An 18,527-nucleotide genomic window follows, 5' to 3' on the forward strand; every position below is an offset into this window, starting at 1 on the left:
TCGACACCTTTTAACCTCCACTACCTATTAGTTCCTAACAAATCAAAAAGGCTTTTTGCATGATCAGAGTGTTTCCGTTTTAGTTGACCATAAAGATCATGCGCCATTTTAAGATACTCTATTCCGAAGAATGTATTTGAATCCTGCATTACCTTCAATACTTTGGGCTTAGATGCAAGTTCAGACACACTCAAAGAACACTTCCCACCTCTCTCACCCAGTTCATCCAAGATCGCATCTGAGAGCTTTCTGTATACTTCTTCAGGTGGGCTACTCCATCTTCCACACAATTTATTTGCGGTATCAATTACACCAAACGCTACTCTTTTGCTACTTAAACCATCCATACAATGTGTGATTGAAATACCCCCAGGGTCGACCTGCATTGATGTATATGCCTTACATAAATATTCGAAATGATATTCAGGAGTAATATCTGCTACTTGCCCAAGCTCATCAAATGCCTTGTCCAAAAATGGAATCAACAACGCCCTTTCAACCATTGCAGGATTTTGTTCATGGACTAACTCGACCACACTATCGCTTCCTGTCGAATTCCAGTAGCGATCCAGCAGTTGGGTTTGCACCTCTAAGCTTTCACCCAGGATAAATAGTGAGACGAAATACTCCTGGAATGATCTATGTGAATATGCTACCTGAAGCCCATCCTCCACCAGCAAACACGTGGCCCCAAGAAGATCTTGTAGAAAATCTTGTCTATCAAAGTTAGTCCCGAGGCGTATTTTGCTATCCTCAATAAATTCTAAACAGGTAATTTTCGACATTCTAAAAATCCGCCTATCAAAAGTAATCAAGGAGAACAACGAAAATACCTTCGCAAAATCAAGAATATCTAAACTTGTTGCTCTACTCCGGGAATATGCACCTTTAGTCGCGTCGTGTTTTTGAAATAGCGCCTCATATGCCTGACTGTAAAATAAACTCAATTTTGTAGGAACATCTGCATTCTGATGATATGTAAGCAACATTATAGAAAGAAGTAATGGATTCGACAAAAAAGATTGATGCTCATCGTACAATCTTTCATCCAACTCTATTAGAAATTTTTTCTTAACTTCTTCTTCTACCGGCAGCTTTTTAACAAGTGATAGTGCCGCTTCCTTACTTAAAGGCTCAACAAAGAAAATACTGAACTGGTTCCACCCGTAGAACCTCTCATCGGGCCTAGATGAAACTATTATAGGGCAGCCTGAGAACCGAAGAGAAATCTCATTAATATAATCACTAACCTCGCGACGCCTACTTTCTATCAACTCATCAAAACCATCAAATAAAAAGCAAAACCTCCCTGCCTCCATTGAACGTATGACGAAACCTCCACCTACATTAAAGCCGCCATTTTCTAAAACGTAAAATATTTGCTCCTCTACAGTTCTCTTAGAATCGTTTAAATCACGTAACTCAATCAATACGGGGACAAACCTCATGGTATTGATGCAATCAAGAAAAATATGACGCATAAAAATAGACTTTCCACTTCCCCCAGTACCGGCGATGACAATTCGATCGCTAACATTCACACACTGAGAAATTCCGGGATTATCTAAACTTATGCGACCACATGAAATCTCGGTAGAAACGTAATAATCATAAAAATCAGTAGGCTTATCTAAAATAAAAAAAGATTTTGTCTTCGCCAGCTTACTGCGTGCATTCAATATATAACGCTGATAAGCCTGACCAATTTTTATTTTCCTTTTTTCATCTTGAGCTTCATATATCCCCATACCGAAATTAAATACATTCTCAAGTTGAGAATTAAATAATTCTACTGCTATTTCGGTTTCATTCATCTTGAATATCCTTTTCACAAAAAGACTGGCAGTTTGCCACTGGCTAAGACAATGAAAACACACCTCATTCTGGAACCTCAACGGTGATGATTTTTTTATCCATAAATCAACCTTTGGTTGTTGATTTTTGTAAACCAATGGTTGATATTTGTTTCACTCTTCCACCACAGAGCGAGGCAACACCATGCACACCACAGCCACCCTGCACGTCCACCCGGCCGTTGCTAACCCCTTCCGCATCTTCGAGATTCGCCGCCTAGCGCAAGATTGCGGGTGCACCTTCATCGCATCCAAACCCAAGCTGAAAGAGCGCACCACGCCCGCACCGTTCGATCCTAACGGCGGAGGGCACGCAGCATGAGCAAGTTCAAACTCGACAACCGTACCCTTGCCCTGCTGCATGCTCAAGTCAATCTCAGCGAGACTTTCAACCACACGCTGCGCACCACACCACGGCGCGATGTGCTGGCTTTCCGCCTGAAAGTCGAACGCAGCAAAGCCGACACGCACTTCACCGTTGAACTGGGCACCGAACGCCACACGCTGACCCTGACCAACAGCAAAAAAATGCACCTCAAACTGGCCGACTTCATCGAAGAAATAGCCAACGGCCCGATCGACCCCAGCACATCGCCCGAATCACTGCCGGCTCTCCACGCAAACCGTCGCTACGGCACGTTTGATGTTGAACACAAGCAACAAGTGTTCGAGCTGGTACGCACCGGCGGCGCGATCAGTCTCGATATGGGCTTCGAGCAACCCATTTACCTGGCTGTTCACCGCAACAAAACCCGCTCCGGCATCACCACCATCATGGGCATCGGCGTGAAGTCGCCGCGCACTAAGTGCTTCACGGTATATGGGACCGACGTCGAGCTGTACGGCATGGTCGTCGAATCCATCAACCACTTGGCCGCAGCAGCTACACCTGCCGCGCATGCAGCGTAGGAGGCCGTGATGGAACGTAGCCTGGAAAAAGCCGCCAAGTACTTTGGCATCACTCGCCCCAAGCTGATTGCGCTCATACGTGAAAATGGCTTGCTCAACGACCGTAACTTGCCGGCCTTCCGCGTCCGTGACCGTGAGTACCTGCGGATCAAGAACGGCAACTGGTACCACGAGACTGCCGGCATGCAGTACAGCCAATCGACCAAGGTCCGGCAAGCCGGCATGCCTTGGCTCGCCGAGCAACTGGGGCTCGAACTGCCAGCTATCCCGGCAGACAACCGTGACGTGGCCTAGGGAGTACGCCCGCCAGATCGTCGCCATGCGCACACGCGAGGAGCGCAACGCCGCGCTCCTCGAAGTGCCGGAGCATCTGCGGGAGCTGACCAAGCGCCATTGCCTGAACGCCTGGAACCATCCATCACGACTCAAACGCAAGGAGGCCGAGCCCCATGAGCAACAACAGTCAAACACCGCTGCGGCTGCAACCCGCGCCGGATAGCGCGACCGTCGAGATGCTTCATCAACTCTTCGGTGACGTGCTTATCCCACTGGAAAAGCTGCGCGTGCATTACTTCAAGAACCTCAATGAAAAGACATTCATCGAGGCGATCAACGCCGGTCGCATCCAACTGCCGGTGACCACTCTGGACCACAGCGCCAAGGCATTGAGGTACGCCCACATCAAACACGTAGCGGCCCTGATCGACATCCGCGCTTACCGAGCAGATGAAGACATGCCGCGTCCAGAAACCGACTCAACCGAGTAAGGCTAGTAAACCCGACGGCTGCCACCACCAGCCAACAAAACCAGGAGCACACCACATGACTGCAAATCAAATATACGCACTGATCAGCATCGTTATCGCGCTTGGGATCCTCTACTGGGTCGGCTACAAGGGCGGCTTAACGGACGGTCGAGCTGAGGGCTATGAGGAAGGCCACGCTCAGGGCTTTATGGAAGGGATGCACCAGGGCGAGTCAGCAAGCGCTACCGGACTTGAGCAAGTCACCGAACGATGCCGGCGCCTGCAGCTTATCTTGCATCTTCAACCACAAGATCGACTCACCCTGTTGGCCATCGCCGAAAAGCTGAAGCTTGCGGCTGACACCTTCCGAGCAGTGAGATCCGAGAGCCAGGCAACGCAAGCACTAGCCTTACGCGACAAGGCTCTGAGCATGGCTGCCCCGATGGATCCGTTCACGCTGGAGGATGCAGCATGAACTTCATCTTCACCTTCACCGGCAAGCACTTCAACGTCTATGAACCTGAAGTCGACATGATCGACCCACGGGACATATCGCACTCGTTGGCCCACCTGTGTCGCTTCAACGGCCACACCCGCGAGTTTTACAGCGTGGCACAACACAGCTGCATCGTCGCCGAGCTGGTGCCGGAAGAACACAAGTTAGCGGCCCTGCTCCACGATGCGACCGAGGCGTACCTGGGCGATATGACCCGGCCACTCAAACAGTGGATGCCCGACTACCGAGGATTTGAGGACGTCGTTTGGGGGCGCATCTGTGAGCGCTTCGACCTGGCCTTCGATCTACCCGCATGCATACACCAGGCTGACCTGATTGCGCTGACCACCGAGCGCCGCGACCTAATGCCAACCGATCCGGCTATCTGGGATTGTTTGGTCGGCATCGAGCCCATGGTTGAAACCATTCGCCCATGGTCAGCCGCAGAAGCACGCAACACCTACCACCAGCGCCTGATGGACCAACTCGCTATCGAACACCGGAGGAAAGCGGCATGAAGAACCCACAGAACAACACCATTGCGCTGCCCGCTTTGCTCCGCACTGTCAGCAGCGTCAACACGCTAGAAACAAACAGTCTCTGCTGCGAAGCAGCAGGCATTATTGCTCCTTCCAGCGCCACTGCCGATGCACTTATACCCCACGAAAAGCTGCGCGGGGCAGCGCTCGCTGATGCAACGCTAAACGTTCAGGAACGCCCGCTCGCGCAGCCTGTCGTGGGGTATACGCCCGATTCAAGGCATGCGGATTACTTAACAGAAGCAAGCCCAGGCCGGATGTATCTACCTGTCGACATCACCGATACCCAGCTAATTGACTGGCTGGATCAGCGAGGAAGCTTGTGGTGTGAGTTCAAAACCAGCGAAATCAGCTTCCCGCATGAGGAGGCTGATACCGAAGGCTATTCGCATATTCGCGCCGTGCTGCTCGAGGCTTACCAACAAGATCAGGCCAAACTGGCAGGAGGTGTCGTGTGACTACCTTCCCGTCGCAACTCTCGCCAGATTGCGCAGACACTACCCACCTGCGCTTGCGTAGATCCAAGCGCACCAGCAAGGCCGAAAGGGAAGTTTTCAAACCAACCCCGATCACCAGCGCAGTCCATACCCAATTTGGACTCAACCTGGTAGGCGGGATTCGCGTTGATCTTTTCGCCGGCGGAGGCGGCGCGACCATGGGCCAGGAGATGGCTACCGGTATGCCGGTAGATATCGCCATCAACCATGACCCCGACGCCATCAGCATGCACAAGCGCAACCACCCGAGCGCCGAGCACTACATCACCGATGTGTATGACGTATGCCCACACAAGGCCACCCGGGGGCGGCCAGTGCTGCACCTGCACGCCAGCCCCGAATGCACGCACCACAGCCTCGCTGCCGGCGGCCAGCCGCGCAGTACCACCAGCCGGTCGCTGTCCTGGGTGGTCATCAAATGGGCTGGCCAGGTACGCCCGCAGATGATCACCATGGAGAACGTGATGCAGGTTCTCCAGTGGGGACCGCTAATCGCCAAGCGCTGCCCAACAACAGGCCGGGTCATATGCCGCGACCTGCGTGTTGCCGATGTCGGAGAACGGGTGCCGGTGCAAGACCAGTACCTGATACCCGATCCGAAACGCAAAGGCCAAACCTGGCGCCGGTTCAAATCGATCCTGCGTGGCATGGGCTATGACCTGCGTCACGGCAAGCTGAAAGCCAGTGACTTCGGTGCCGGCACATTGCGCGAACGTCTTTACCTGGTGGCCCGCTGCGACGGCAAGCCACTTCAATGGCCAGAGCCTACCCACACGAAAGCTCCGACAAAGGAACAAAAGCCGCAACTCACCGCAGCCAGTAGCATTGATTGGTCTATCCCCTGCCCCAGCATCTTTCTCGACAAGGAAGAAGGCCGTGCCGCAGGTGTGCGCCGCCCGCTGGTCAACAAGACCATAGAGCGTCTGCGCAAGGGTGCCAAGCGCTATGTGATCGATCACGCAGACCCTTTCATCGTCAGCGTCAACCACTCGGGCAGCGACGACTCGCGCGTTCACTCAGTCGACCTCCCTACGAAAACCATCACCGGCTCCCATGGGTTCGCGCTGATGACCCCAACGCTTGCCCCCTTCATCACCGAGCATGCCAACGGCAGTAGCCAGCGCAACATGCCCGGCGACGCGCCGTTGCGCGCCATCTGCGCAAATGTCAAAGGTGGCCACTTCGCACTGACCGTCGCGTACCTGGCTCAACACAACGGCGGCTACAACGTCACCCCCGGGCACCACCCGAGCAAGCCCCTGACAGCGATCACCACAAGCGGCAGCCAGCAGAACGTGGTCACCGCCCACCTGTGCACGCTCCGCAAAAACTGCGTTGGCCAACCTATGGATGGCCTGGTGCCGACCATCACCGCCGGCGCCGAGCACCACGCCTTGGTCGAGTACACCCTGGCGCCGGAATACCAGGAGGGTGCAATGCGCGTCGCAGCGTTCCTGATGGGTTATTACGGCACCGATAACATCTACGACCTGCGCGACCCAACAGCAACCATCACAACCCGAGATCGCCTGGCGCTTGTAACCGTCACGATCAAGGGTACCCCTTATGTGATCGTCGATATCGGCATGCGCATGCTCACCCCGCGCGAGCTATATCGCGCCCAAGGCTTCCCCGATAACTACGTCATCGACGTGGGGCACGACGGCCGCAGGTTCACCAAGCGCGCCCAAGTGCGGATGGTGGGAAACTCCGTCTCCCCTCAACCCATGGCCGCGCTGATTCGGGCGAACATGAGCGAGACCATCACTGAACAGCTGGAGGCAGCATGATGGAATTCCAAAGCGAAACCCTGGCCGGCGAAGAACTGGCCACCATCACCGGCTACCAGATCCCATCCAAGCAAATCCAGTGGTTGACCGAGAACCACTGGGAGTTTGTTCTGACTGGTGCCCGCCGTCCGATCGTTGGCCGGGTGTATGCCCGAATGAAATTGGCAGGCGTCACTCCCTCTGCGGTTAACCCCGCGGCCGAAACCTGGACGCTCGACCTGGCGAACGTGAGCTGATCAATGCGCAAGAAATCATCAGCTAATCGGGACCTTCCCCCACGCATGATCCGACGGTGTCAGCTCCGAAAGAACGGTTCGACCTGGATCGGGTATTACTACAATGGAAGGGACGCCAATGGAAAACGAAAGGAAATCCCCCTGGGGGGCGACTTGGACCAGGCAAAAGTGGAATGGGCAAGGCTGGAGCGACGCGCCCCACCAAAGCCCACCCACCTTCTGGGCTTTTTGTTCGACAAGTACGTGAAAGATATCATCCCAACCAAGGGCATACGGACCCAGTCGGATAACATGAAGGAACTCAAGCAGCTCAGGAAAGCGTTTGAGAACGCCCCCATTGATTCGATCACACCACAGGTGGTTGCGCAGTATCGGGACGCCAGGACCGCGAAAGTAAGGGCCAACCGAGAAATAGCGTTGCTGTCGCATATGTTCACGATCGCGCGCGAGTGGGGGCTAACCAACAACGCGAACCCTTGCTTCGGTGTTCGCCGCAACAAAGAGACGCCACGAGATTATTACGCCGGCGATATCGTGTGGAGCGCGGTATACGACGCAGCCGTGCAGGAACTCAGGGATGCTATGGATTTGGCCTATCTGACTGGTCAACGACCTGCCGATGTGCTCAAAGTGGCTAATACTGATTTGAACGCCGGGTTCCTGCTGATCAAACAGGGAAAGACGGCGAAGAAGCTGCGCCTACGCCTGGAGGACGACGGAGTGCTATCTGCCCTGAGCACCTTTATAACTGATCTGCAGGAGCGTAGAGCACTCAACGGCATCAAAACCTCGACGCTGATCACCAATCATTCCGGCCTTCGAATGAGCCAGCAGATGCTGCGCAATCGCTGGGACGAGGCTCGTGAGAAAGCAGCCATTAAGGCTGGTGCTGATGGTGACACAGCTCTTGCAGTACAAATCCGCCAGTTCCAATTCAAGGACATCAGGCCGAAAGCCGCAAGTGAGATAGACCTTTCACACGCCAGCCGGTTGCTCGGACACAGCACCGAAGAAATGACCAGAAAAGTTTATCGCCGCGTAGGAGAGATTGTAAGACCTACCAAATAAACAATTTAGTGAGCGCCCTCTACTATTAATAGTTGGTCACTGGCATATGAATGCACTCAAAACTAAAAACTATGCCATATTCAATTTTTCTTTTGCCTCAGGCTTGAGAAAATTAAAGCTCTTAAAGTGGTCATCCAACATCCCAACTACTGTGTCTACGGTTCGCCAAACTGCGTCAAGCCGCAATTCCAGATCATCAGATCGCCCCCTAGCCCCAACAATAACCGGACTAATTCGACCATGAGCTACCTGGTGCCGTTTCTGAACTACCTCATCGACATAAAAACGATCTTCGCTTTCCCTCAAAACAGCTGAAGGTATACCTATATACGACATAACATTTGCAATTACATCCATCTCAGAGCTTTGAAAAAGAGGGGCAAAAACAGTATTTTCAATTTTTGATGCATCGCCATTCGAGATGGAAGATATAAAATCCACCCTTTTCCCCCATCGTTTTTGGCCCTGCACCTCAGAAAGGCTTTTAAAATGCGAGTTCATTACTGTCGGCAAGATAGCTAAAACGAAATCATTATTGCAAAACTCGAACTCCGTTAACGCTTCCAAAAAAGCTTCTGCCGCATCATTCAGAGACTGCTCAAGGGCGCCATATAACTGAACATAATAGAGCCCCCGTAGCATTTTAACTTCCAGGGAGTCCACAGGAGGGATATCCATAGACTCCTGCGTCTTGATGAAAGATAAAAACAAACGGACCTCTCTAAAACGATCCGCAATCTTTCCTCTCGGTAGCTCGAGGCCCATTATTTTAAGTAGTCCCGGACATAATGAATACGACCCGTAACCATCCGCTTGTTATTGGTACCCGCAGTGGTGATTTTTTTTAGCTCTGCATCCGCGACAAGATTTTTAAGTTTTTGCACGTCGATTACAGCCCCTGCTTCTATAGCAAGTGCCGTCCCCACGGAAATGGCTTCAAATAAATTCGCGGGTGTTATTGTCGACTGCCCACGACTCAAACCGTTAGGAAATGCAACTGCGAGAACCGCCAACACCTTCTTAAAAAGTACAAGCTTTTTCGCAGGTAGTGCCTTATCAGAGTTATCCTTCATGTAATCATTTAAAAAACCTTTAACGCTCTTCTCAAAATTCTCATAATTATAAAGATAGGCCATATATCTGAGAACATACTCCTCAGCGGTACCATTCTTGGAATCACTTTCCCTTAATCGCACAACCGTTTTAAAATCTTCAATTTTGGATATTTTCTTTAAAGAATCGTTAAATTTACCACGAAAAATACAGTTACGAATCTCCTGATTTGTTAGCAGTATACCTCCAGTATTTAGGCGCTCAAACAAATCAAAACGCACACTTAAGTCACTTTTATCATTAAGCACAGTAACTCTGATAGGTCTTGTCATGAACATCAGCTGCACTGATTTCGGCAAATCATCAAACGACTGCTTATTCAATGTCGTCAGCTTTTCCAGCTTATCGAGTTCGAGCGGCCCTTTTCTATTAATTGAGTCAAGTAGGGCTGGGTTATCACCAACATAATGAGCCACTGTAGACAAACGCTGTACACCGTCAACAATCTCCCAAGTAGCATCAGCGTTTGTCGCCATAAATAAACTTGGCACAGGAATACCCAAAAACACAGACTCGATTAACTCTGACTCTCGAACCGCATCCCAAACAAACTGCCTTTGGTATTCTGGAGGAACAAATATATGCCCTTCAGCAAACATGTCATAAATCTGCTTGATTGTCATATCGTAGCTATCAAATGAAACTAGCCGACGCTCGGTATCAAGTTGTTGCTGTAACTGGGAAAAATTACCGGTTGCTTTTGTCATATAGTCGCCAGCTCACTTAGCAGAGTTCCATTCAATGCCACAAGCATTATGTTGATAATCATTAATTAAATTCCAATCAACGTGCATGTTGGCTTGCACTACAAGCATTCTAGCTCGAAGGACGCAGTTATTGCACCCTTCCGCTCACCTTTGGGCGTCGGAGATGCTCACCTATATGAGATCGCCCAGAATATAGCCACCTACCGCGAAGGATATTTCGTCCGTAACGCATTCGCAGCACCTTCGACACTCACAACCGAGCAACAAAATTTCGCTCTCGTGGGGGTGAGTTGCGGAAGTGATTCAAAAAGTTGCGGAAGGCTTTCTAAATTTTAGGCAATAAAAAACCCCGCAGATCATTGATCTACGGGGCTTTCAAGAGTGGAGGCCGAGGTCGGAATCGAACCGGCGTAGGCGGATTTGCAATCCGCTGCATAACCATTTTGCTACTCGGCCTCAAACGATCAATGCCTTACAACCGACATTCACCGCATACAAACTTGAGTGGGCTATGTGAAGCTTGCCTCTACTCTATCTCATTGAAAACATTGAAGTTTTTAATGCTTCAGTGCGTTCGATGGGCGCAATTATGTACTCATTTGCCAGGGCTTGCAACCCCTTGATTTCAAAAAATATTCTCTAAAGGGGCAGGTATTCCTGGTGGGCTACCCTACCGCCCGGCTTCTTCCTTGTCACGAATAACCTGCAATTGATACTGCGGGTCCGCCTTGATCTGCTGTTCGGTAAACGGCAGCGGGCTGAGCTTTTTCTCGGAAAACGCCTGGGTCTGGTCCTTGAAGTATTTCGACGCGGGGTCGCTGGACAAGGAGAATGCCAGCACACCTTCGGCATTGGGCCCCTTCTCGTCGAACGTCACGATCTGCAAGTAGCTGCTGCCGCTGACTACCTCGCGCTTGCCATCGGCCCGAGGCACGCTTTGCATGGCGTTATAAACGCCCAGCTCTTGCGGGCCGCCGTGGATCGGTGTCTGGCCCGAGACCTGAATATCACCCCAGCGGCTGTCCGCCGTCAGCCCGCGCTTGGCCACGTCGGCGGCTGACGCGAGCATCGCTTCATGCAGTGCCTTGGCCACGTTTGCCCGATCGACCGCCAGCCCACGTGGTGTGGTCAGGGGTTGTGCCGGATCGAAACCCACCTTCCACGCGTCCGGCGCTTGCGCCAGTTGCTCCGCCAGGTTGATGAAGTGCACCAGGCCCAGGCCGCTGTCGAGGTTGGCGCGCTGGTCCCAGTTTTTCAGGCTGTCGCACACCGATTTCACGCTGGCATCGGCACCCGCGCAGAACTTCAGCAAGTCCGGCATCACCTGGCTGGCGAGATACACCTGGTTGTCCATGACCATGTTCTGCAGGTCGGCGACCTTGATCGGTTGCTTGTCGAGCTCCTGCAAGCGTTGCAAGGCAAAGCGCGCACGCGGGCCCAAGCCGATCTTGTCCTGGCTGATAACGGGCGAGAACCCGGTCAAGGGTGCCTTGGGGTTGACCAGCCAGGCCGAGTCATTGGAGTGCTGAACGTAGTCGGTGCGCTCCAGTTGCGGCAGTTGCTCGGCGGGGAAGATCCCGGCCTGGGCGGCACGCGGGTCCACGTCCCAGGCGCAGGCGCTGCGAGAGCCGTCGAGCATGATGAATTGCAGCCCGACCCGTGGGTCACTGCACTGTGCGAGTTTTTTCGCGCTGACGTTCGGCACCACCGACAGGTTCATGTACAGGCTTTGACCCTGGTCATCCGCTGCCACCGTGTTGACCCACGGGATACCTTGCAGGGTGTGTACCGAGGTTTGCAGTTCCTTGAGGTTCGCCGCGCGGTTCATCGCGTACCACTGGTGCAGCACACGGTCGTTGCCCAGGTTGGCATCCCGCAGGCTGAAGGCATATTTGGCGTCCCAGTCGAGTTTGCCCGGCCATTGCACGATGGGGCCGAACTGCGAGCTGTAGACCGTGCGGGACTGTTCCCGGGTACCGCCGTCGGCAGTTTTTACCGCTACCTTGATCGTGGTTTTATCCATGGGCACGGACTTGCCGTCCAGCAAATAGCGAGTCGGGTCGTTGGGGTCCAGAGTCAGGCGATACAGGGTGAAGTGCTTGGACGTATCAACGGTGTGCGTCCACGCAACGTGCTGGTTGAAGCCGATATTGATCACCGGCAGGCCCGGCAAGGCAGCGCCCATCACATCCAGCTGGCCGGGAATGGTCAGGTGCATCTCGTAGAAACGCATGCCGCCCACCCACGGAAAATGCGGGTTGGCCAGCAGCATGCCGCGGCCGTTGAACGAACGGTCACGCCCCACCGCCACCGCGTTGCTGCCACGGTCCAGGGCGAAACGTTGCTGGTTGGCCGCCGCGACCTCAAACGCCTTGCTGTCCACCTGGGCGACGGTGTTGGGCGGCGTGGCGCCCACCAGGGCCTCGGCAAATTGGCCGACGCCACCTTCCACCAGCAGCCGGCGGGTCAGTTTGACCAGATCTTCGGCCGTGATCGGCCGTACCCAGGCCGCCTGGCACTGCGCCGGCAAACCCTGGGCAGTGCGCTCCTTGAGGTAGCGGTTGTAGCCGGCAACATACCCTTCGATGCGCTGCTGCATCGCCGCAGGCTGGGCCTTCCAGAACGCCGCAACGGCCTCGGGGGTGTTCAGCCAGGTAAAGAAAACGTCATTGGCAAGGTTGTTACGCCCTTCCAGGGTCGCCTGCTCGGGACCAAAGTACCTGGCACGCTCGCCATTGACCGTTACCACCTCATTGGCCAGCAGGCACAGGTTGTCCTGGGCATAGGCATAACCGATGCCGAAACCCAGCCCACGCTCATCGTTGGCCCGGATATGCGGGACACCAAAGCTGGTGCGACGGATCTCGGCGGTGGCCTGTTGCTCCTGCACCCGCGCCGTGGCCGAAAGACTCAGCCCCAGCAACGCCCCTGCCACACACACCCTGAACAACCCGTTGGAAATAATCACGCAGACTCCACAGCCAAATTAAACACCGCGACGAGGGACAGCTTCGCCAACACCTCAGTTAAGACGTAAATACCGGAAATAATTTAACAGCCGCAGGCGTTTATTCGGACAGGTCGGTATGTCTCCAGGATGTTACCGACAAAATTTCTACATCCCCCGCTTCATGATTTGTGCAGCTCGTACGTCTTATTAACTAAGAGCGCCATCATTTTCCTGATCAGGCTCTGATAAGGAGTTTCTGCATGTACAACTCGCAACTGCCCACGGAAGGACACTCACCCATGCATGACGGAGGTTTTGCCACCGGCAACCAGGCGTTCGGCAAGGCGCCGGAACATGGCAACCAGCGTATTCGTCATTTGCTCAAATGCTTTGGCCTGCGCACCAGCCTGATCCGGCTGAAGGTCATCGACGCCCTGCTGACCGCCGCCGACAACCAGCGCACCCTCGGCGTGCGCGGCGTGCACAGCCATTTGCTGGAGCTGGGCATCCCGTTGTCGTTTCTCAGCGTGCGTGAGGTGCTCAAGCGCCTGTGCACCGAAGGCGTGATCACCCTGAACGCCGACAAGAGCTACAGCCTGCACGAGCAGGCTGCCAAAGTCCTGGAAGGCCGGGCCTGACTCAAAGGTTAGGCTTGACCTTGCGACGCATCACACCGTTGATCACCACCACGGTTACCGCTACCGCAATCGCGATGTACTGGAACGTCTTTTCGCTGATGACCCCGTTGTTCTGCAAGTAGGACAGGCCAAACATCGTCCCCAGCACCAGCAGGGAGATCAGAATCGAATATTTCAAACGTTGCTTTTGGGTCATGACGGGTTCCTGAAGCTGAAAAATTGTGTCCACTTTGTATCGACTACCACACCAAGCACATACCTGTTAGCGGGGATGGATTGGGGTCGGCGGGGTCTCATGTTACAGGCGATGAAAAACTTTGGCTTGCCCAACGCCTGATTGAACCTGAGAGCACCCTAGAGGATTTTGAAATGCTTCGTCGAATCACACTGCTGATTCCCTTGCTGATCATGCTGAGCATGAGCGGCTGCATTATTTTCCCCCACGGCGGCGGCGGTTGGCATGACCATCGCTACAGCGAAGGCGGACCGGGGTATTACCATCGCTGATCGGTCATCCGTACATTTTCTGACATCTTGAACACTTTACAGGCGGAGCCATTCCCCCTGCTTCCGACACTCAGCAAGAGCGTCCAGGAAGCGGGGAGGTTTTCCTGAAAGGCGCATTCCTGAATGAGCGTGCCTAAAGGTGTTCACGATGATAGTCAGCAACTCGGTTCCTTCCTCCACTGCATACCCACCACCGCCCCCTCCTCCGATACCACTCCCCGATATACCGTCATACCCCGATGAAATATTGCAAAGCGCAACGGACATTCCGGACCCCGCGGCTGACACACCGTCCCCCAATGGCCCGAAAGCCTTGGAGACCGCGCTGGCTGACCGAAAAAACTGGCAGACACTGGCGCAGCAGCTCACCCATGTCGCCACGTTGGTAGGACCGAACGCGCCTTTTCTGGTGGTGCAGTCTGCCCTGGCTAGCAGGTTGATGGACCTCACTCCCAACTCTTCGTACACACCGAACAGTGCTAACGCCGTCAGTCTTGCGAACTTTCTCAAGGCTAATGGCCTGCCCGAGCCAACCACCCATGACGAGCTGCTGACCCTGGCGGGCACATCGCTGACACGTTCACATCCCCATCCATGGGGAAATCTGGGTGGCGCGTTGTCCTGGCCCCTGCCCTTGGACACACCTCAGCAGAACGAGCTGCTGACCGCCGCCAGAGAACATGTCGATGGCGCTCCGGACTTTCAGCCAGCCAGCCAGCAGCGGGGGCTCCTGGAGTTTCTGAACAGTAACCTGCCGCTCTCCAGCGACGCCTCGAGCGATCCGGCCAAAACGCTGGAAGCCCTCATCAATTCCCCCCGCGGCCAAGCGTTGGGAGAGGCCTTGCAGACCAAACTGGAGAGCATTCCGACTGATAGCAGTGTGAATGATCACGTACTGGCGGCCATCAACCTCGATCTGGATCAGGAATCCATCACCCAACCGCATCGCAACAAAGTGGCCGGATTCGACCTGGCACATAAACAATATTGGGGCAAACCCACCTCGGCGATTGTCGCCGGCCTGCGCAAGCATTTGACTGATACCGGCAAAACCTCACCTGCCAACGCTTCGCTGGGTACGCATCTGCTGTTGATGCGGGCGGCGCCGCAGTTGCTGATCAAGGATATTCCCGACAGCGTGGTCTACGGCAGCCTGGCCTGGGCCAACCTGTGCATCGCGGCGGCCGCCATCGAAGCCAGGTCCCCTGGAAGCGTAGCGAACATGAGTTTTGCCGAAGTGATGATCGCCGCCGACTCAAGTGGGCCCGCGCCCGAAGCTGCCCAGACTGCGGCATTGTTGGACTGGGCCGTGGTCAATGGGGTGCTTGAAGCGAAAGACGACACGCTTTACGAAAAATCAGACATTGATACCGCCATGGACGCGTTCAACTATCAATTGGACAAGCTGAAACACGCCTCCGGCCTGCTTGACACCCCGATGCCCAGCCGCAAGCAGATGGCGCTGGACTTGCTCAAGGAAAAATTTGGCGAAGGCGTACCCTTTGAAGAGAAGGTGTTGCTCAAGCCCAACAAAACCGCCAATAAGGCGCTCGGCATTCGCGGCCCTTATTCCATGCTGGACCTGACCATGCAAGGCGAGAAAATAACGGCATCAGACTGGGAGCTCAAACCTGGAACGCATGGCGTCGACCTTGATGCCTTCGCCGCCTTTACCCAGGACCCGGGCGTCAACATTCCAGACGCCTTTAACACAGCCATAAGCCAGACCATAAGCGACTATAAAACCGTCAAGAAATATTCCATCCTGAGTGCCCTCGCCAATCTCCCACCGGAAGACAAAGAAAATTTGCGGTTAGGAAAGCTGAATTTCTATAAAGAAAAATCCTACAGAGTCAGTTGGATTCCATTCGCAGGCGAAACACTTTTCCACACAAGTAAAAAAATACTGGTAACCACACAACACCAGAACAAGTCGTCCACCTATGAGTTCGATACCGAAAAAGGCGGCATCAGAAAAATCAGCAACTCCATCATCACGCGTCAAGACCAGAAGATCGCTAACGAAGTCACCCGAATAGAAGAGTTCTCCACTTTCGGTTCCAAGCGCGACTATGTGAAGAAGGAGAACCCGCTCGAGGGATCCAATCCCAACCTGTTCAGGAATTTCCGGGCGGAGTACCTTGCGGATTCAATCGTCGAGGGGCTCGATCTGGAAACCGTCAGGCAACAAGCGGCCGGAAGTACGCCGGATGAGCATAGAAGGACCGTCGCCAGCACCATCGGCAACTTTTTTCTCGACCTTGTTCCGCTCAGGTCGGCCATCGTCAACTTCAGTAATGGCAACTATAAAGATGGGTTCTCTGACCTGGCATTTGATGCGTTCGGCTTTCTCACGGCAGGTGCGGGCGTCGCCGCGAAGGTCGGAAAAACCCTGAGCACTGTCAGCAGCGCGGCCAGCAAAGCCCTCAAGCTGAGCAAGATTTTCGGGGTGGCCGCACTCTCGGAACTCAATCCGCTGAGCGGCCTTGGCGACTTGGCAGTCGGCGCCGGGAAACTTGCCATCAACGGCGCAAGCGCAGCCACCCAGGGTTTGAAAACACTCAAGGGCACTGCAAACAGTCGGGAGCTCGCCGCCGCCGGCAATCGATATGAGGCGGCCGCTACCGGCTCGTTCCAGCTGGGCGAGCAGACAGTCGAAGGCAGCGCCGTGCAGATCAAGGGCAAGTGGTACGCTTTCGACGCACAAAAACGCCAGCCGTATGGCAGCCCTCTGCAGGCGTTCAGTGGCGCTGATACGCTGGAGCCCTCCCCCAACGCCTACGCCTCATCGAGCAAGAGCACTCACCGGTTTAACCCGATAAACACCATCAACCGCCCACCTCGGATCAGGAAGCCGTTACCTGAGGGCCAATACGTTGAAAGTTTGAAAGGGAAGCTCGAAGTAGACCATTTCAAGACCGACACCCGCCAGGCAACGCTGGATAAGTTTCGGGTGGAAATGGAGGATTACTTTGATGCGATCAGAGAGGGAGGCCTTCCGCAACGCCCGGTAATCCCCGATGTTCCCGTACCGATCCCCGCAGCCGATCTGATCACAGAGGCATTGAAAGCATCAAACGGCGTGGTGTTTGGAGAGTCTCACTCGCAGATGGCCAGCTTTAAAATGCTGTTCGACAACGTCGATACGCTAAAAAGCCAGGGTGTCAAAAAAGTCTATTTCGAAGGGTATATCGACTACATCGGTGGCCCCGTTGATGATGGAATCGGAATGCTCGGAAACAGCAACACTCGCCGCACGAATCCAACACTGGAGCAACTCAAGAAAAAATTTGAAGACAATGGAATAGAGCTTTTACCCCTCGATCACTATTACCTGACGCGACATAGACACGACAAATCCCGTGATCGCACCCGCACTGGCGTCAACTCTGAAAAGCGGCTCAAGGAGTTCAACTACCACGCTGCGGAAACCATCCAGGCAAACTCCGGCACCGAAAAGTGGGTCGCGTTAGTGGGAAGCGCGCACATGAACACCTCCGAAGGTGTTCCGGGCTTGGCGGAACTGACGGAAAGCATCGGCATCGGGGTTTTTGACAACAGGAACATGACCCACAGCAGCATCGGGCTTAAAGCAAAAAACCCTGCGCCAGACCCGAACCGGCCATTACAGCCCAACGATATTCCAGGCGACCTGCGCATCTACGTGAAACCCTGAGCACATCGCAAAGGCCCGGAAAGCCTCCGAGCCTTTGCATGAGGTGTTCACCCTCCATGCACCCAGCGCTGATGCAACCAGCGCGCAAACGCATCCAGGGCGAACCCCAACAGACCGATCAACAGCACCATCGCCATCAGCTCGGAATAGGCTAGCCGGTCACGGGTGTCGAGGATGTAGTAACCCAGCCCGGCACTGACCCCGAGCATCTCGCACGGCACCAGCACGATCCACAGGATCCCGATGGCCAGGCGCACGCCGGTCAGCACGTGCCCCATCACTCCGGGAATAATCACCCGGCGCAAGGTTTCCCAGCGCGTGGCGCTCAGGCTCTTGCTCAGTTGCAACCAGCGCGGATCGAGCTGACGCACACCCGCCGCCGTATTCAGCAGAATCGGCCACACCGCTGCGAACGCCAGCAGGAAGTAGATCGGCTGGTCGCCCACGCCCATCAACATCACCACGATGGGCATCCACGACAGCGGCGAGATCATCCGCAGAAACTGGAACGCCGGCGTGGTTGCCGCCTCCAGCTTGCGCGAACTGCCCACCAGCAAGCCCAGCGGTACACCAATCAGCAATGCCAGGAACAGCCCGACGAAGATCCGCTTGAGGCTCACGGCTATGTTCAGGTACAGCTCGCTGCGGCCCAGCAACTCCCACAGGCTGGCGAGGGTCGCCGACAGCGAAAACCGCGCTGACAAACCGTCCGCGCTGCCAAAGACCTTCACCCCCAGCCACCAGAGCAACAACAACCCCGCCAACCCGCTCAAGCCAAGCAACCAGCCCGGCAACCCCAAGG

Annotated in this window: 19 protein-coding genes and 1 tRNA gene; 13 read left to right on the forward strand and 7 right to left on the reverse strand. The window is 54.4% G+C overall.

What is annotated here, in order from left to right; all coding sequences use genetic code 11:
• Positions 1 to 20: 20 nt before the first annotated feature.
• On the reverse strand, positions 21 to 1,814 hold the full coding sequence (locus HX811_RS03110; protein WP_177044704.1) for an NACHT domain-containing NTPase: 1,794 nt from the start codon (positions 1,812 to 1,814) through the stop codon (positions 21 to 23).
• Between the two features lie 357 nt (positions 1,815 to 2,171).
• Between HX811_RS03110 and HX811_RS03115 the strand changes: the two genes are divergently transcribed.
• Genes HX811_RS03115 through HX811_RS03160 form a run of 10 tightly spaced genes read left to right on the forward strand, consistent with a single transcriptional unit; the run spans position 2,172 to position 8,134 of the window.
• Complete coding sequence (locus HX811_RS03115; protein ID WP_177044706.1) at positions 2,172 to 2,762, forward strand: hypothetical protein; 591 nt, start codon at positions 2,172 to 2,174, stop codon at positions 2,760 to 2,762.
• A 9-nt stretch (positions 2,763 to 2,771) separates the two neighbouring features.
• Positions 2,772 to 3,056, forward strand: coding sequence for a phage antirepressor KilAC domain-containing protein (locus HX811_RS03120; RefSeq protein WP_177044708.1), 285 nt, complete (start codon positions 2,772 to 2,774; stop codon positions 3,054 to 3,056).
• Positions 3,043 to 3,261: a hypothetical protein gene (locus tag HX811_RS03125; RefSeq protein ID WP_080673232.1), complete on the forward strand. Its 219-nt coding sequence runs from the start codon at positions 3,043 to 3,045 to the stop codon at positions 3,259 to 3,261. Before HX811_RS03120 ends, HX811_RS03125 begins: the two co-directional genes overlap by 14 nt.
• Entirely contained in the window at positions 3,212 to 3,529 is a 318-nt protein-coding gene (locus HX811_RS03130) for a pyocin activator PrtN family protein (protein WP_177044710.1), read from the forward strand. Before HX811_RS03125 ends, HX811_RS03130 begins: the two co-directional genes overlap by 50 nt.
• Before the next feature lie 55 nt (positions 3,530 to 3,584).
• Positions 3,585 to 3,983 carry a hypothetical protein gene (locus tag HX811_RS03135; RefSeq protein ID WP_177044712.1) on the forward strand — a complete coding sequence of 133 codons (399 nt, stop codon included), beginning with the start codon at positions 3,585 to 3,587 and terminating at the stop codon, positions 3,981 to 3,983.
• Positions 3,980 to 4,522, forward strand: a complete 543-nt coding sequence (locus HX811_RS03140; RefSeq protein ID WP_177044714.1) for a phosphohydrolase — start codon at positions 3,980 to 3,982, stop codon at positions 4,520 to 4,522. Before HX811_RS03135 ends, HX811_RS03140 begins: the two co-directional genes overlap by 4 nt.
• Positions 4,519 to 5,001, forward strand: a complete 483-nt coding sequence (locus tag HX811_RS31915) for a hypothetical protein (protein ID WP_256344367.1) — start codon at positions 4,519 to 4,521, stop codon at positions 4,999 to 5,001. Before HX811_RS03140 ends, HX811_RS31915 begins: the two co-directional genes overlap by 4 nt.
• On the forward strand, positions 4,998 to 6,830 hold the full coding sequence (locus HX811_RS03150; RefSeq protein WP_371132346.1) for a DNA cytosine methyltransferase: 1,833 nt from the start codon (positions 4,998 to 5,000) through the stop codon (positions 6,828 to 6,830). The genes HX811_RS31915 and HX811_RS03150 overlap by 4 nt, the downstream gene beginning before the upstream one ends.
• Complete coding sequence (locus HX811_RS03155) at positions 6,830 to 7,066, forward strand: DUF4224 domain-containing protein (RefSeq protein WP_177045048.1); 237 nt, start codon at positions 6,830 to 6,832, stop codon at positions 7,064 to 7,066. Before HX811_RS03150 ends, HX811_RS03155 begins: the two co-directional genes overlap by 1 nt.
• 3 nt (positions 7,067 to 7,069) lie before the next feature.
• Positions 7,070 to 8,134, forward strand: a complete 1,065-nt coding sequence (locus tag HX811_RS03160; RefSeq protein WP_177044716.1) for a tyrosine-type recombinase/integrase — start codon at positions 7,070 to 7,072, stop codon at positions 8,132 to 8,134.
• A 69-nt stretch (positions 8,135 to 8,203) separates the two neighbouring features.
• Here the strand turns inward: HX811_RS03160 and HX811_RS03165 are convergent, their stop codons facing one another.
• The 4 genes from HX811_RS03165 to HX811_RS03180 form a co-directional block, all read right to left on the reverse strand.
• The gene (locus HX811_RS03165; RefSeq protein ID WP_177044718.1) at positions 8,204 to 8,899 is read right to left on the reverse strand and encodes a HEPN domain-containing protein; all 696 of its coding nucleotides are present in this window, start codon (positions 8,897 to 8,899) and stop codon (positions 8,204 to 8,206) included.
• Positions 8,899 to 9,954 (reverse strand): DUF262 domain-containing protein, encoded by a 1,056-nt coding sequence (locus tag HX811_RS03170; RefSeq protein WP_177044719.1) that lies wholly within the window; start codon positions 9,952 to 9,954, stop codon positions 8,899 to 8,901. The genes HX811_RS03165 and HX811_RS03170 overlap by 1 nt, the downstream gene beginning before the upstream one ends.
• A 382-nt stretch (positions 9,955 to 10,336) precedes the next feature.
• A tRNA-Cys gene (locus HX811_RS03175) sits at positions 10,337 to 10,410 on the reverse strand.
• 214 nt (positions 10,411 to 10,624) lie between these two features.
• A complete protein-coding gene (locus tag HX811_RS03180) occupies positions 10,625 to 12,922 on the reverse strand; it encodes an acylase (RefSeq protein WP_177044721.1) in 2,298 nt (765 codons plus the stop codon).
• A 242-nt stretch (positions 12,923 to 13,164) separates the two neighbouring features.
• Between HX811_RS03180 and HX811_RS03185 the strand changes: the two genes are divergently transcribed.
• Complete coding sequence (locus HX811_RS03185; protein WP_032899365.1) at positions 13,165 to 13,542, forward strand: hypothetical protein; 378 nt, start codon at positions 13,165 to 13,167, stop codon at positions 13,540 to 13,542.
• A 1-nt stretch (position 13,543) separates the two neighbouring features.
• Here the strand turns inward: HX811_RS03185 and HX811_RS03190 are convergent, their stop codons facing one another.
• Positions 13,544 to 13,738 (reverse strand): hypothetical protein, encoded by a 195-nt coding sequence (locus HX811_RS03190; protein ID WP_003207574.1) that lies wholly within the window; start codon positions 13,736 to 13,738, stop codon positions 13,544 to 13,546.
• Between the two features lie 173 nt (positions 13,739 to 13,911).
• On the opposite strand from HX811_RS03190, the gene HX811_RS03195 reads away from it, so the two are divergent.
• Together HX811_RS03195 and HX811_RS03200 are read left to right on the forward strand one after the other, a co-directional pair.
• Positions 13,912 to 14,049: a hypothetical protein gene (locus HX811_RS03195; RefSeq protein WP_003207572.1), complete on the forward strand. Its 138-nt coding sequence runs from the start codon at positions 13,912 to 13,914 to the stop codon at positions 14,047 to 14,049.
• Positions 14,050 to 14,362: 313 nt separating this feature from the next.
• Positions 14,363 to 17,725, forward strand: coding sequence for a membrane-targeted effector domain-containing toxin (locus tag HX811_RS03200; protein ID WP_256344368.1), 3,363 nt, complete (start codon positions 14,363 to 14,365; stop codon positions 17,723 to 17,725).
• Positions 17,726 to 17,772: 47 nt separating this feature from the next.
• On the opposite strand, the gene HX811_RS03205 is transcribed toward HX811_RS03200, so the two are convergent.
• Complete coding sequence (locus HX811_RS03205; protein WP_172834573.1) at positions 17,773 to 18,525, reverse strand: ABC transporter permease; 753 nt, start codon at positions 18,523 to 18,525, stop codon at positions 17,773 to 17,775.
• Between the last annotated feature and the right edge of the window lie 2 nt (positions 18,526 to 18,527).

Source organism: Pseudomonas sp. F8002 (assembly GCF_013385495.1).
GTDB lineage: Bacteria > Pseudomonadota > Gammaproteobacteria > Pseudomonadales > Pseudomonadaceae > Aquipseudomonas.